The 14,186-nt window shown below is 46.2% G+C and carries 12 protein-coding genes; 3 read left to right on the top strand and 9 right to left on the bottom strand.

All coding sequences use genetic code 11. The features are described 5' to 3' along the window. Positions 1-21 precede the first annotated feature (21 nt). The 3 genes from ACWYU8_RS21260 to crp all read left to right on the top strand — a co-directional run bounded on the left by ACWYU8_RS21260 (position 22) and on the right by crp (position 2,112). Positions 22-234 (top strand): YheU family protein, encoded by a 213-nt coding sequence (locus ACWYU8_RS21260; protein ID WP_457521731.1) that lies wholly within the window; start codon positions 22-24, stop codon positions 232-234. 135 nt (positions 235-369) lie between these two features. Beyond that, positions 370-1,239 (top strand): phosphoribulokinase, encoded by an 870-nt coding sequence (locus ACWYU8_RS21255; RefSeq protein WP_457521730.1) that lies wholly within the window; start codon positions 370-372, stop codon positions 1,237-1,239. Positions 1,240-1,479: 240 nt separating this feature from the next. After that, complete coding sequence (crp, locus tag ACWYU8_RS21250; RefSeq protein ID WP_005381432.1) at positions 1,480-2,112, top strand: cAMP-activated global transcriptional regulator CRP; 633 nt, start codon at positions 1,480-1,482, stop codon at positions 2,110-2,112. Between the two features lie 100 nt (positions 2,113-2,212). Here the strand turns inward: crp and ACWYU8_RS21245 are convergent, their stop codons facing one another. The 9 genes from ACWYU8_RS21245 to rlmB all read right to left on the bottom strand — a co-directional run bounded on the left by ACWYU8_RS21245 (position 2,213) and on the right by rlmB (position 14,150). Further along, a complete protein-coding gene (locus ACWYU8_RS21245; RefSeq protein WP_457521729.1) occupies positions 2,213-3,004 on the bottom strand; it encodes a 2-oxoadipate dioxygenase/decarboxylase family protein in 792 nt (263 codons plus the stop codon). Positions 3,005-3,215: 211 nt separating this feature from the next. Continuing rightward, on the bottom strand, positions 3,216-4,673 hold the full coding sequence (gene astD, locus ACWYU8_RS21240) for a succinylglutamate-semialdehyde dehydrogenase (RefSeq protein ID WP_457521728.1): 1,458 nt from the start codon (positions 4,671-4,673) through the stop codon (positions 3,216-3,218). Positions 4,674-4,701: 28 nt separating this feature from the next. Then, positions 4,702-5,721, bottom strand: coding sequence for an arginine N-succinyltransferase (astA, locus tag ACWYU8_RS21235; protein WP_457521727.1), 1,020 nt, complete (start codon positions 5,719-5,721; stop codon positions 4,702-4,704). A gap of 118 nt (positions 5,722-5,839) precedes the next feature. Continuing rightward, on the bottom strand, positions 5,840-7,051 hold the full coding sequence (locus tag ACWYU8_RS21230; protein WP_457521726.1) for an aspartate aminotransferase family protein: 1,212 nt from the start codon (positions 7,049-7,051) through the stop codon (positions 5,840-5,842). Between the two features lie 361 nt (positions 7,052-7,412). Then, on the bottom strand, positions 7,413-8,000 hold the full coding sequence (locus ACWYU8_RS21225; RefSeq protein WP_457521725.1) for an aminodeoxychorismate/anthranilate synthase component II: 588 nt from the start codon (positions 7,998-8,000) through the stop codon (positions 7,413-7,415). Positions 8,001-8,246: 246 nt separating this feature from the next. Next, positions 8,247-11,135 carry an ExeM/NucH family extracellular endonuclease gene (locus ACWYU8_RS21220; protein ID WP_457521724.1) on the bottom strand — a complete coding sequence of 963 codons (2,889 nt, stop codon included), beginning with the start codon at positions 11,133-11,135 and terminating at the stop codon, positions 8,247-8,249. A gap of 354 nt (positions 11,136-11,489) precedes the next feature. Then, the gene (gene trpS, locus ACWYU8_RS21215; protein WP_457521723.1) at positions 11,490-12,509 is read right to left on the bottom strand and encodes a tryptophan--tRNA ligase; all 1,020 of its coding nucleotides are present in this window, start codon (positions 12,507-12,509) and stop codon (positions 11,490-11,492) included. Between the two features lie 113 nt (positions 12,510-12,622). Continuing rightward, positions 12,623-13,309, bottom strand: a complete 687-nt coding sequence (locus ACWYU8_RS21210) for a phosphoglycolate phosphatase (protein WP_457521722.1) — start codon at positions 13,307-13,309, stop codon at positions 12,623-12,625. Positions 13,310-13,406: 97 nt separating this feature from the next. After that, positions 13,407-14,150 carry a 23S rRNA (guanosine(2251)-2'-O)-methyltransferase RlmB gene (gene rlmB, locus ACWYU8_RS21205; protein WP_457521721.1) on the bottom strand — a complete coding sequence of 248 codons (744 nt, stop codon included), beginning with the start codon at positions 14,148-14,150 and terminating at the stop codon, positions 13,407-13,409. Positions 14,151-14,186 lie beyond the last annotated feature (36 nt).

The raw sequence follows: 14,186 nt of genomic DNA, 5'->3' as shown, positions 1-14,186 counted from the left end.
TCATAAAATTTCGAGGTATTTATGATCATTCCCTGGAAAGACATTCCGCCGGATACGCTGGAAAATCTGATTCGTGAATTCGTTCTTCGTGAAGGAACGGATTACGGCACGGTAGAAGTATCCCTGCAAGATAAGATCGATCAGGTAAAGTCACAATTAGAAAAAGGTGAAGCTGTCATTGTGTATTCTGAACTGCATGAAACTGTAGATATTCAAAGAAAAGCAAAGTATTAATACCTTTTCCTAACGCCCTCACATTTTACCGTACCCCAGTCGATGACAAGCAGTTGTTACGTGCTATAGTGGGTTATCAATTGTGCAGTAGGCACCTGCTGCACCTTAAAGGAACAACTTTCGACAAGGTTTGTCATGTCAGCTAAACACCCAATTATTGCGGTTACCGGCTCATCTGGTGCCGGTACAACTACTACATCTGAAGCCTTCCGCAAGATGTTCAATATGATGAACGTCAAACCGGCATGGGTTGAAGGTGACAGCTTCCATCGCTTTACTCGCCCGGAAATGGATATCGAAATTCGCAAAGCGCGTGAGCAAGGCAGACACATCAGTTACTTTGGTCCACAAGCCAATGACTTTCCCGGCCTGGAAAAGTTTTTCCAGCAGTATGGCGAAAACGGAACGGGTAGCATACGTCGCTACCTGCACACATTTGATGAAGCGGTCCCATACAATCAAATGCCAGGGACTTTCACTCCTTGGCAGGATTTGCCAGAGAACAGTGATGTACTTTTCTATGAAGGCTTACATGGTGGCGTTGTCGATGGCAACGTGAATGTGTCGCAGCACGTCGATTTTCTGATTGGCATGGTACCGATCGTAAACCTTGAGTGGATCCAAAAGTTCGTGCGCGATACGCGTGACCGTGGCCACTCACGCGAGGCCGTCATGGACTCCATTGTTCGCTCAATGGATGACTACCTGAACTTCATCACTCCACAATTTTCACGTACTCATATTAACTTTCAGCGTGTACCAACAGTGGACACCTCAAACCCGCTCAACGCGAAAGGCATTCCAAGTTTGGATGAGAGCTTTGTGGTGATCCGACTTCGTGGTATCAAGAATGTCGATTTCCCATATCTTCTGGCCCTGATTGATGGTTCGTTTATGTCGCGCCACAATACAATCGTTGTACCTGGCGGAAAGATGAGCTTTGCGATGGAGCTGATCGTTAGGCCTATCCTACAACAACTGATAGAAACAGGAAAAATTGGCTAAAAATCTCGCTTTCGTAGTGTTTACTTTTCATACCGTGATCATGTGCACAGTTTTGCGTACAAAATAGCAACCATGGCACGATTAAAATCAAGAAATCATCCTAGAAAAAGGATACTATTTCTTACCGAAACACAAGATAGCTTGCAGCATATAAAAAGTGCTCTTATTCTAGTAAACCTGATTCAGGCTTAGCTAAAATATGGATAGCGCAAGCGTACCCTGCAGAGGAAGTGAGATATTATGGTTCTAGGTAAACCTCAAACCGACCCAACATTAGAGTGGTTTCTTTCACACTGTCATATTCATAAGTACCCATCAAAGAGCACGCTAATTCACGCGGGCGAAAAAGCGGAAACTTTGTACTACATCGTTAAAGGTTCTGTTGCGGTTCTTATCAAAGACGAAGAAGGTAAGGAAATGATCCTTTCTTACCTAAACCAAGGTGACTTTATTGGTGAACTTGGTCTATTCGAGGAAGACCAAGAGCGTACAGCTTGGGTTCGAGCTAAATCTCCTTGCGAAGTGGCTGAGATTTCTTTCAAGAAATTCCGTCAGCTTATCCAAGTAAACCCGGACATCCTAATGCGTCTTTCTGCGCAGATGGCTCGTCGCCTTCAAGTAACTAGCCAAAAAGTGGGTGACCTAGCGTTCCTAGACGTAACTGGTCGTATCGCTCAGACGCTTCTGAACCTTGCAAAACAACCAGACGCGATGACTCACCCAGATGGCATGCAAATCAAGATCACTCGTCAAGAAATCGGTCAAATCGTTGGCTGTTCTCGTGAGACTGTAGGTCGTATCTTGAAGATGCTAGAAGAGCAGAACCTAATCTCTGCGCACGGTAAAACTATCGTCGTTTACGGTACTCGTTAATCTCTGATAAGAGTAACGTAAATCAAGAAATGAAAGCCACCAATGACAACATTGGTGGCTTTTTCTTTAGGTATGGAAAAACATGTTGTTAGCCGAAATGCTAACTGTTGGTGCTCTCAAAGATTTTATCTGCAGAAGCTGCAACGAATCCCGGATAAAGTTCACCATTAGCCATTGGGTAACGTTTAGCAAACTCGTAGAAGCCACCAGGAATAATCTCTGAGCCCTCGGTAAAGTTAACCGGCACTTTATCCGCCATGGTGGAAGACTGCTCAAGCAAAACCTCTGGCGAGCCCTTAACTTCTCCACCTGATTCGTTAATCACAAATCCAGCCTGGCGTAGGTGATCATTCACTTCTTTGACTTCATCGTGCTGGTTTAACTGATTCACACTGACCGTAAAGTGGTTGGCGCCGTAACCATGAGCCGCTAGCCAGGACGCGTATTCACTCTCTTTCGCCAGAGCCTGATAATCAGCAAAACTTAGATCCCACAAGCGACCGCCATGCAAAAATGCACTATCTGCTAGTTTATCTGCATCGACTTGTGCCACCAGCTTCGCAACAATCGCTTGAAGCTCCGGTGAACACTCTTCAACTTTGAGCTCACTGATAAAGACTTTTGGCTGTTTTGGATCTGGGTGCTCGTAGTGCTTAGCAACGAGTTTCTTGCTTTCAAACACATAATCACCACACGCCTTGTAGCCGATCGCTAAGAACGGCTTAGCCAGCGTCTCGATGCCAAGAGGCTCAACATTGAATGTACGCAGAGCAATATGATCGTTGATTAACAGCTCATCTTCCTGAAGAAGCTGATGAACTTTAGCAGCAGAAGGACATAGACGTTGAATGTAGTCTTGCCATAGTGATTCAAATAACACATCAGGGGTCATAACGGCTCCTTGTTACGAGAGGTAGGGTAAGAGTGTTGGCGGCTCCTTCACGGCCTTAACGGCAGAACGAGCAGCCTAACCAGTGATGGAATGTCAGTCAGTCGCACACTCTTTATCATTTTTCGCCTGCTAACCCCATTAAGACTCCATACTTTAATGATGCGTCAGCAGGCCTGGCCACAGTTCATCGCCGTGGCCCTATTATTGAAACTTAAAGCGTGACACCAGGGCTCAATGTCGCTGGTAGTTCAGTCGCGCTACCTTCCATTGATGCCATTGGGTAAGCACAGTAATCCGCGGCGTAAAATGCGCTTGGGCGAAGGTTGCCTGATGCACCAGGACCACCAAATGGCGCGTCACCACTTGCACCTGTCAATTGACGATTGCGGTTTACAATGCCAGCTCGAATGTGGTCAACGAAGTATTCCCATTCTTGGTCATCGGTTGAAACCAAACCAGCTGATAGACCAAAGCGAGTGTCATTAGCCAGTTCTACTGCCTTTTCCAAGCCTTCGTAACGCACTACCTGCAGTAGCGGACCGAAGTACTCTTCATCAGGTAGCTCAGCAATATTGGTGACATCGATAATGCCCGGAGAAACAAATGCCGCTTCACCTGCTTTGGCTAAAACCAGACTCTCTCCACCTAATGACTGTAGGTTTGCTTGAGCATCAAGGATGAACTTCGCCGCTGCCACAGAAATTTGCGGCCCCATAAACGGCGCTGGTTCAGCGAACGGCTGATCAACGCGGATATTATTGGTCGCTTCAACCAATCTAGTAATTAGCGCATCGCCTTTCTCACCAAATGGCACGTACAGGCGACGAGCACAAGTACAACGCTGGCCTGCACTGATGAATGCTGATTGAATGATGGTGTAGACCGTTGCATCTAAATCGCCGTAGTCCTCAGAGATAACCATTGGGTTGTTGCCACCCATTTCCAGCGCCAGCATCTTGCCAGGTTGACCCGCGAATTGGCGATGTAGAATATGACCAGTGTTTGCACTACCAGTGAACAGTACGCCATCGATACCTTTCGCATCAGCCAGAGCAATGCCTGTCTCTTTGGCACCTTGAACCAGGTTAATCACGCCTTTAGGCAAACCAGCTTCTTCCCACAGCTTCATCGCCACCTCACCCGTCCATGGTGTTTGTTCTGATGGCTTAAATACCACGGTGTTACCCGCCAAAATTGCAGGAACGATGTGACCATTTGGAAGGTGACCCGGGAAGTTATAAGGGCCGAATACTGCCATTACACCAAGTGGACGATGGCGCAGGACTATCTGGTTACCTGCTGCTTCACGAGTCGCTTCACCCGTGCGTTCATGGTAAGCACGAATCGAAATGGCAATTTTACCCGCCATTGCAGCCGCTTCAGTGCGAGTTTCCCAAATAGGCTTACCCGTTTCTTTAGCGATCACTTCAGCAATCTTTTCGCTGTTTTCTTTTACTTTTTCTGCAAAAGCAAGCACGATCGCTTCACGTTCTGCGAATGGACGATTTTTCCACTCTACAAAAGCAGCTCGAGCCGCGGCTACCGCTTGGTTAACCTGTTCAGCAGTCGCACCCTTACCTCGCCAAATCACTTCTTGGTTGTACGGAGACAGAGAGGTGAACTCTTCACCCTGACCTTGTACCCACTCACCTGCAATCCAATGTGTCATTGTTACTATCCTTAAAGTCTGTCTTCTATTACTGCGGTAGAAGGCGAACGAAGTCCCCTTCCTCAACCAATAGTGCATCCGCGAGTTCTGGCGCAAGTACGACACTCTTGCTCTCTGCGTCATACGCCGCTTTTGCCGCTGCGGCACGGAAGTTTTCGAACGATGAGTTACACATCAAGAAATCTTGTGTGCTGTTGTGAGATGCGATTTTTACGCGAGCGCGGAATGAATGACGCACCGATTCGATATTACGTATGTCACACTCAACCGTTGGACCTGCATCAAAAATGTCTACGTAACCACGGTTGGTAAAGCCTTCCCGCTCTAGTAACTTCAATGCTGGACGAGTTTTGTCATGAACCTGGCCGATGACAGCCTGTGCTTCTGGGCTAAGTAAGTTGATGTAGATTGGCAGCTTCGGCATTAAGTCAGCGATGAAGCCTTTCTTGCCAATACCAGTCAGATAATCCGCCAGAGTGAAATCAATCGAGAAGAAGTGCTCTTGCAGCCATTGCCAGAATGGAGAATTACCGTTGGCATCAGAAACACCACGCATCTCGGCAAAAATGGTCTGAGAGAAGCGCTCGGGATGTTCTGCCATCATTAAGAAACGACATTTTGACATCAGACGACCATTCAGGCCGTGGCGAAACTTCTCACGCAAGAAAAGAGTACAGATTTCACTGTTACCCGTGTAGTTGTTACCAAAGGTCAGCAGCTTAACAACATTGTTTACGCCTAATTTTGGCGATGAATGCACAACTTTGCTGATGTGGTAAGAATAGAAAGGCACATCCCAACCGATAGATGCTTCGATCCCGGTGGTGCCTGCTACTTCATCCGTTTCAGAGTCAAAACCCACCATCAGGTAACCTTCGTCACCAGGTGCAGTTACGTCATGCTTACCAAAGCTGTACTCTGAGTGTTTGATTCGATTGGTTAACAGTTCTTCGTTAACCGGTAGAGATGTAAATCCGTGACCAGACTCAACCGCACAAGTGTGCAGAGCGTCATAATCTGACATCGCGATAGGGCGAACTACTAGCATCAATACTCCCTCCAGATGCAAGAAAATCCTAACTATATTGATTATATTTTAGGAAAATTCCCCCCGTCAGAGATCCTTGACGGGGGTTAATACGTTGGCGTTTTATTTGTTGTACCGCTTACACTAAAGTCGCGATAGCTTTATCCAGTTTCGCCAAACCTTCTTCAATTTCTTCTTTTGTAATAACCAGTGATGGTGTGAAACGGACTACGTTAGCACCAGCAATCAGTACTAGAAGACCTTCTTTACCAGCAGCGACGAGTACATCACGTGCGCGACCTTGCCATGCTTCGTTTAGCGCAGCACCTAGCAGTAGGCCTTTACCACGAACTTCTGAGAAGATGTTGTATTTCGCGTTAATCTTTTCCAGACCTTCACGGAACATCGCTTCACGCTCTAAAACACCCGCCAGAACTTCAGGTTTAGTGACTTCGTTGACTACTGCTTCTGCGACCGCACAAGCCAGTGGGTTGCCGCCGTAAGTAGAACCGTGTGTACCCACTTTAAAGTGTTCAGCCAGTTTCGCTGTCGTTAGCATTGCGCCGATAGGGAAACCACCACCAAGTGATTTAGCCGTGCTTAGAATATCTGGAGTAATACCAAGACCTTGGTATGCGTAGAAGTGACCTGTACGACCGTTACCCGTTTGTACTTCATCAAAAATCAACAGTGCATTGTGCTTGTCACAAAGCTCACGAACGGCCTGAGCAAATTCTGGAGTTGGAGGCACGATACCGCCTTCACCTTGTAGTGGCTCCATCATCACTGCACATGTGCGGTCTGAAATGTGCGCCTGAAGTGCTTCAATGTCGTTGTATGGTAGGTGTGTTACATCACCTGGCTTAGGACCAAAACCATCAGAGTAAGCTTCCTGACCGCCAACGGTTACGGTAAAGAACGTACGACCGTGGAAACCCTGTTTAAATGCGATAATTTCTGATTTTTCTGGACCATGTACATCAGCAGCGTAGCGACGAGCCAGTTTTAGTGCCGCTTCGTTCGCTTCTGCGCCAGAGTTAGCGAAGAAAACGCGCTCAGCAAAGCTCAATTCTGTCAGCGTTTTAGCCAGACGAAGAGCAGGCTCGTTAGTCATTACGTTACTTAGGTGCCAAAGCTTGTTACCTTGCTCAGTTAACGCTTCTACCATCGCAGGGTGACAATGACCCAGACAGCTCACCGCAATACCACCAGCAAAGTCGATGTATTCATTACCTTCCTGATCCCAAATACGTGAACCTTTACCTTTCACAGGGATCATTTCCATCGGGTTATAACAAGGCACCATTACCTCATCGAATAAACCGCGCTCTACTTTAATTTCCGTTGTCATCGCACATTCCTTCCTAATACCGCATGCCTAGCAGATAAGCGAACTTAATCGGTTCTCTTTACCAGCAAATAAAGTTTTGCATTTAAGCTATTGCGGCATTGTATTTACATTCAATTAACCATTTCAATAGTGATTTATTCTTTTTACATTGACGTAAAACTACCAATAGTCACTACCTGTGATTATTTATGCACGAAGAAACAAGAATAGAGAAGGTTTTTTTTATCAAACCCTGCTAATACAAGGGACAAAAGAAAAAAACGGGCGTGAATAAACAGGATCAGAGTAGTGAAGCGCATAGTTTTGCAGTTCACTATCCCCGACGAAAAGATGAATTATTTGTTAAGAAAAGTGATCGCGATCAGATCATTTTACGCGCAAGAAAGTTTGCCAGCAGCTCATGACCCTGTTCTGTTTTGATAGATTCTGGATGAAACTGTACCGCGTCAATAGGCAGCGTTTTATGTTGATAGCCCATAATCTCATCCATGGTGCCATCCGGTAGCTCTGTCCAGGCGGTCAATTCAAACACATCTGGTAACGTGTCATTCTTGACTACAAGCGAGTGATAACGGGTTACAGTGAGGGGATTATTGAGATTTTTAAACACACTGTGACCATTGTGGCGAATTGGCGATGTTTTACCGTGCATCACCTGTCGCGCGCGTACGACGGTTCCACCGAATGCCTGTGCGATGGCTTGATGACCCAAACAAACACCCAGGATTGGCAACTTACCGGCAAAATGTTGAATTGCCTGTAACGAGATGCCCGCTTCGTTTGGCGTACAAGGCCCGGGAGAAATCACTAAATGAGTTGGATTAAGCGCCTCAATACCTTGAATATCAATTTCATCATTGCGCACTACCTTTACTTCTGCGCCAAGCTCGCAAAAATACTGATAAAGGTTGTAAGTAAAAGAGTCGTAGTTATCAATGATCAACAACATAAGGTGTCGGTTGCTCCCAATCCGTTTGGCAATACTGTCTCAACCACACATTTGTGATAATTGAGGGCGGTATTTTGCAACACCAAGCAAGAAAGGCAAGCTTTTGCGCAATAAAAAAGGCCAGCATCGGCTGGCCTTTGGTCGACACAGCCACCAGAGTGGCTGAGTTGCGGGCAATAAAAGCGATTAATCTTGGTGACGTTGAGAGCCTAATCCAAGCATCGCAAACAGAGCTCCTAAGCCAGGCTAACCAGCATTGGCGATTTTTGAAGGTTTATTGCCAGATGATGGTTTAAGGCTGACTTGATGCTGTGAACTGAACTTCATCGTATTATCCGCAGCGTCAGTGATTTGCTCTTGCAACTGATACGTACCAGGCGCTGGTTTCTTATTAAACTCCAGCGTTACGCTGCGCGCATCAATGTCACCTTGAGTTAATGTTGCGCTCGCGCCGTAATTTCGCGCCTTCGGATTCGCGGCGGCTTTCTTTGCAGACGTAAAGCTAATCGTAGCAACATCTCCCGCTAGCGCATTTGGCGGCAAACGCATAGCTAGGGTTAATTTCCCGCCCGCTTTGGGTAATTTCAGATCGGAATCGGGATAGTCAATCGCAATGATGACTGGATCATGGTCGGACGCCGAGAACGCATCGTTGTACTTCGGCATATCGCCCGTGTACTGACTGCTGTATTCGAATAAGTTACTTTCCAGTGAGTTGATGTGCCAATCTTCAATCGCCACCACTTTTTGTGCCAGACTACTGCTCGCTAAAGCGTGGTCTAAGTTACCTAATTCACCAGAGTAAGTGTACGAGAAGGTATCGTTGCCATGCAGCAGTGTATTGAGGTTATGCAAACCATACCCTTGCTGAATTTGAGTCTTCTCAACCTGAAGATCGCCACCACCAATTGTCGTATACGCCGCAGTGTAGATATCGCGTCCATATTTCTCTTTTGAGTAATCTGTCAGAGTCAGAAGAGGATCTTCCTTGCCGTAGGCATTCAGGTCCCCAAGGACTAGGACATCACCATCAATGTCTTTCAGTGTCTCACCCACAACCTGTGCAGCAGAAACTCGGAAGTTATTACAGTTCCCTTGCAAGTCTTCCGGCTCCGAACCTTCCACTCCTGCTATCCATTCTTCAATACATTCCGAACCTTTCGACTTGAAGTGATTCACGACCACTGAAAGATCTTCGCCGGTTGCCTGAACCGTAAAGGTTTGCAGTAAGCTGTGACGTTGGTATTGGTCATACGCCGGGTTGCCTTCTGCTCCGTCATTGCGGGTGATGGAATTCTCGGCAACATGTTGCTCTGGCGTCATGATGACTTTCGCAGCTTCTTTTGGCGTAACGGATTTGGCACGGTATAAGAGCGCGACCATAATCGCATCGCTACCGAAGAATTCCTCTTGATATTTATCCTGATCAGCGATTTCCACGTAAGTGTAGTGATCGTCTGCATCCGCAATGTCGGCGTTCAGTGCGTCGACTAAGTTCTGTATCGCACTGCCCTCACCAAAACCGTTGTTCTCTATTTCCATCAGTCCAATGATATCGGCATCCATTGTGTTCATGGCTGCTACGATTTTGGCTTGCTGAATTAAGAACTCGTCGTAGTTTGTGGCTCCACGGTTTTGACCCGTTGGATTGTCATTGCCGCTATCTGCAGCCGAAGTGAAATAGTTCAGGACATTAAAACTTGCGACACGCAAATCAGAGTCGGCGATAGCAGGGGCTGCTTTACGTGTAACATCAAAGCCGTCACCAGAAGTGACAAAATTGTGGCTATCAACTTCGTTCGTCGCGATCAAGCGATACTCGTTGTAACTGTAGTTAACAACACCTTGCAGCCCTTCAATACGAGAACCCAAACGAATGTGCTGCTCGGATGAACCGTCCTGATCACTATCTTCACCAAAAGTCGGATAGTAAGGGATCTGACCGTCGGGCGCTTTGCTGTCTGATTCTAAGTACACACGATTGTTAGTATTGTCTTTTGCCAAAGCAACGGCTGCATCACTTTCTGCAGCATGAAGTTGAGTTGGCTTAAAGAGTGGCGCTTGGTAGGACAACATCATATTGTTGCGTCTGGCGTCATAGTCATAGGAGAAGTTGCGGGTAACGAAAAGTTCACTAGCAGATTGAAGCACCACTTGCATCCCTTCATGACGTTCAAGAGCATCGCGCAGCGTCTCCCCGTCTTTAATATTTAATACAGTAACAACAGGGATGTCTGATGTACCCGTTTTGACGTAACTCGCCGCATCGGAAGATAACTGGGTATTACTGTAGTACTCCTGAACTTTACCTTTAACACAAACAACATCACCAGGTTTCAGCTCACTATCCGCAGTGTCAGTATGAATAAACAGACCTTCTGAGGTGTTGTCATTACCATCATTCTCAAGCGCTTGCAGATAGAAACCTTTCGTCAAACCAGTGGTTACGGCACTGACGACACCGGTAACAAAATAATCTTCGGTAGTGATGTAAGGGTAGCCATTAATGAATGGAGAAGAGGCTCCTTCACCCTGGATCTCTTGGATAGATGTGAAAACAGGGGCATTTCCATCAACTTCACAAGCAAATGGTTCTGGAGGCTCAGCAGCATTTAACTCTCCCAGTCCTTCAATATTGTCTTTAGCCAGAACAGTCCACTGATCCGATTGAAAAGTCGCAGACGGCACTAGTGCGTCACTATTGCGTACGAGAGTCGTATCTTGGCCGAAAGACACATCGCCCATTACACCTACGATATCATGCACTTGACCATCTTTGAGTAGAGCTAACGGATCATCCCCATTAAAGTTGGCCACGTTTTTATCAGTAATATCAGCAACAGCTTGTATCGCTGCACTCGCGTCACCGTGAGCAAGCACATAAACTTGGTTTGCTTGTAACGTCACGCCACTTAGGTCAATTTTACTGCCCCAAGCGCCATCTCCATTCAACGATTTTGCCAGTTCAAAGCCAGTGAGTGTAACGGCAGTATCACCAGTATTCGCGATTTCTACCGCTTTATTATAAGAGCCGCCTTCGACGTACTGAGAAATGATAATTTCTGCGTTGGCATTGCCGCTAAGAGCACTGGCGATGGTCAATGCAAGGAGTGAGGGTTTGATTAACGTGTCCATTTTCGTTCCTGAAAGTTATTTGAATTCCAACTAAGCCCTAATTAGAGCCAACCTTTTGCGTTTAATATCAGGTTTATTTATGAAACAAATAAGAAAGGAAAATGAAAATAGAGAAATAAATCACATATGAAAACAGATAAATATGCCACAGCCGCGTATTAAAACAATTTTCGTAATCAATACATAGCATTAAGAAACTTTACAGCAAAAGTCAGATTCATTACTCAGTTTGAAATTTAAATACATGTTAGCGAGCCATCCAATATGGCATACCAAATAGAAATTTTGATATCTTTGAAATAAAAAAAGCTCCATCGGTATGGAGCTTTTTAAAAACCTTAGTGTTTATTGCGATTAATAAGGTCGGGTAACAAAACCGACGACTTCGTAAGCTTTCTTCAGCGTTTCTGCTGCGCGAGCCGACGCTTTTTCTGCGCCTTGCTTCATCACTTCGTTCATGTAAGTACGGTCCGCACGGATACGGTGATACTCTTCTTGAATTGGCTCTAGCATAGCAACAACCGCTTCACCGACATCTTTCTTAAATGGGCCGTACATTTCTACGCCTTTGTACTTCGCTTCAATTTCTTCAAAGCTCATGCCTGTTGCTGCCGAGTAAAGGCCCATTAGGTTCGCGATGCCCGCTTTGTTATCAAAATCATAACGGATACTCGGCGGCGTTTCCGTATCCGTTTGCGCCTTGTTGATTTTCTTAATGATCGATTTAGGATCTTCAAGCAGCGTGATCACGTTCTTACGGTTATCATCAGACTTCGACATCTTCTTAGTCGCATCCTGAAGGCTCATTACGCGCGCGTTAACCGTTGGGATGTATGGCTCAGGAACCGTGAAGATTGGACTCTCTGGCGAGTAGATGTTGTTGAATCGCGTAGCGATATCACGAGCCAGCTCAAGGTGTTGCTTCTGGTCGCTACCTACAGGCACCTGATGTGCACCGTAAAGCAGGATATCGGCAGCCATCAGCACTGGGTAATCAAACAGACCAACGTTTACGTCGTTCGCGTAGCGTGCTGATTTGTCTTTAAACTGAGTCATACGGCTCAGTTCACCCATTTGGGTGTAACAGTTAAGAAGCCAACCAAGCTGAGCATGCTCTGGGACGTGTGACTGAACAAATAGCGTGCTCTTCTTCGGGTCAACACCCACTGCCAGACAAATCGCCAGTGCATCCAGAGTCGCTTCATGCAGCGCTTTTGGATCCTGACGAACCGTAATCGCATGAAGGTCTACCACACAGTATTGGCAATCATAATCGTCTTGCATCTGGTGCCATTGACGTAGAGCACCCAAGTAGTTACCGATACTTAGTTCACCTGACGGTTGAACACCACTCAATACAATGGGTTTGCTCATTAGAATGATTCCTTTGACTTCTTAATCTAATTAAATGAAAACCGTGCAGTTTTTGATGCACGGTTAGCTCAGTGTACTCATTAACAAGTATTTTGGAAGATTTTTTGTCACCCTTATGCAGAAACGGCGACAACTTCCAATAATTCCGACAATTTGTCAGCGACAAAGTCCGGATTTGATGCCGAAATAGGCTCGCCGTGGTTGTAACCATAAGTTAAACCAAATGATGTACAGCCAGCGTTCTTCGCCGCAAGGATATCGTTTTTCGAATCCCCGACCATAATCATTTCACCCGGTTGCACCTGATGTTTTTCCATTAACCAGTTAAGTGCTACTGGGTTTGGTTTTTTCTCTGGGAACGCATCGCCGCCCAATACATCCACAAAGTATTGTGCAATGCCGTGTTGTTCCAGGATATGCGGTACAAACTTAGACGGTTTGTTCGTAACAACAGCAAGGGTAAAGCCCGCTTGGTGTAACTCTGCCAGAGTCTCTTTTACGGTTGGATAAAGATGGCTCAGCTTATGACCACTTTGTTCGTAGAAATCATCAAACAGCTCTCGAGCCTCGGCACGCAGCTCGTCACTCAGCTCAGGATTGATGGTCAGACTTTGACTTAACGAGCGACCAATGAGCACATCTGCGCCATTTCCCACATAGTCACGGACTTGTTCTACTGAAACCGAAGGGTAACCTAATGCCTGAACGGCTTGGTCAGCAGCAATGGCCAAATCTGGTACGCTATCAAGCAATGTGCCGTCCAGATCAAAGGCGATGAATTTTATAGATTGTTGAGTCATAACTTCCCTACACATAAAAATAACAAAGGATGGTTGCCCATCCTGAGTGTCGGTCATTATTGCTGACCTTTTAATTAAGTAATTGGTTACAAGGCTATTATTTTGATGCCAATCGCTGACGAACCGCTTCAAATAAGCAGATGCCCGACGCTACCGATACATTCAGACTTGATACGCTACCTGCCATTGGGATTTTAATCAAGTCATCACACGTCTCTCGAGTTAAGCGACGCATCCCGTCACCTTCTGCACCCATGACGATAGCCAGTGGGCCAGTCAGTTTCGCCTGGTAAATATCGTGTGTCGCTTCTCCTGCGGTACCAACAAACCAGATGCCTTGCTCTTGCAACGAGCGCATGGTGCGCGCAAGGTTGGTCACACGAATTAATGGCACCACTTCGGCAGCACCACATGCGACCTTACTTACTGTTGCGTTCATGGCTGCTGAACGATCCTTTGGTACGATAATCGCGGCCACTCCTGCCGCATCCGCGTTACGCAGACAGGCACCAAGGTTATGGGGATCAGTTACGCCATCAAGCACTAATAACAGTGGGGATTCATGCTGCGCCAGAATCGCATCAATGTCATTTTCATTCAGCTGTTTTGCTGGTTTCACGCGGGCGATGATGCCCTGGTGATTTGCACCATGCGCTTTGTCATCCAGAGTTTTGCGTGTCATTTGCTGAATAGAGACGCCACATACTTGTAAGTCATTCAAGATTGGCATCAGGCGATCATCCTGGCGTCCTTTTAGTACGTACGCTTCGATAAAACGCTCTGGCTCACGTTCCAATACCGCTTTAACGGCATGGATACCGTAAATAAATTCGTTACTCATTATCTAACCTGTTGTTCTGGTTATACCAATCAAGAG

It is taken from the genome of Vibrio limimangrovi, from assembly GCF_054064025.1.
This window is presented reverse-complemented; position numbering and strand designations above follow the sequence as displayed.

What these genes read in the sequence shown, in the direction of transcription:
- ACWYU8_RS21260 (WP_457521731.1), top strand. Translation starts at nt 22, where the DNA reads ATGATCATTCCCTGGAAAGACATTCCGCCGGATACGCTGGAAAATCTG.
- ACWYU8_RS21255 (WP_457521730.1), top strand. Translation starts at nt 370, where the DNA reads ATGTCAGCTAAACACCCAATTATTGCGGTTACCGGCTCATCTGGTGCC.
- crp (WP_005381432.1), top strand. Translation starts at nt 1,480, where the DNA reads ATGGTTCTAGGTAAACCTCAAACCGACCCAACATTAGAGTGGTTTCTT.
- ACWYU8_RS21245 (WP_457521729.1), bottom strand. Translation starts at nt 3,004, where the DNA reads ATGACCCCTGATGTGTTATTTGAATCACTATGGCAAGACTACATTCAA.
- astD (WP_457521728.1), bottom strand. Translation starts at nt 4,673, where the DNA reads ATGACACATTGGATTGCAGGTGAGTGGGTACAAGGTCAGGGTGAAGAG.
- astA (WP_457521727.1), bottom strand. Translation starts at nt 5,721, where the DNA reads ATGCTAGTAGTTCGCCCTATCGCGATGTCAGATTATGACGCTCTGCAC.
- ACWYU8_RS21230 (WP_457521726.1), bottom strand. Translation starts at nt 7,051, where the DNA reads ATGACAACGGAAATTAAAGTAGAGCGCGGTTTATTCGATGAGGTAATG.
- ACWYU8_RS21225 (WP_457521725.1), bottom strand. Translation starts at nt 8,000, where the DNA reads ATGTTGTTGATCATTGATAACTACGACTCTTTTACTTACAACCTTTAT.
- ACWYU8_RS21220 (WP_457521724.1), bottom strand. Translation starts at nt 11,135, where the DNA reads ATGGACACGTTAATCAAACCCTCACTCCTTGCATTGACCATCGCCAGT.
- trpS (WP_457521723.1), bottom strand. Translation starts at nt 12,509, where the DNA reads ATGAGCAAACCCATTGTATTGAGTGGTGTTCAACCGTCAGGTGAACTA.
- ACWYU8_RS21210 (WP_457521722.1), bottom strand. Translation starts at nt 13,309, where the DNA reads ATGACTCAACAATCTATAAAATTCATCGCCTTTGATCTGGACGGCACA.
- rlmB (WP_457521721.1), bottom strand. Translation starts at nt 14,150, where the DNA reads ATGAGTAACGAATTTATTTACGGTATCCATGCCGTTAAAGCGGTATTG.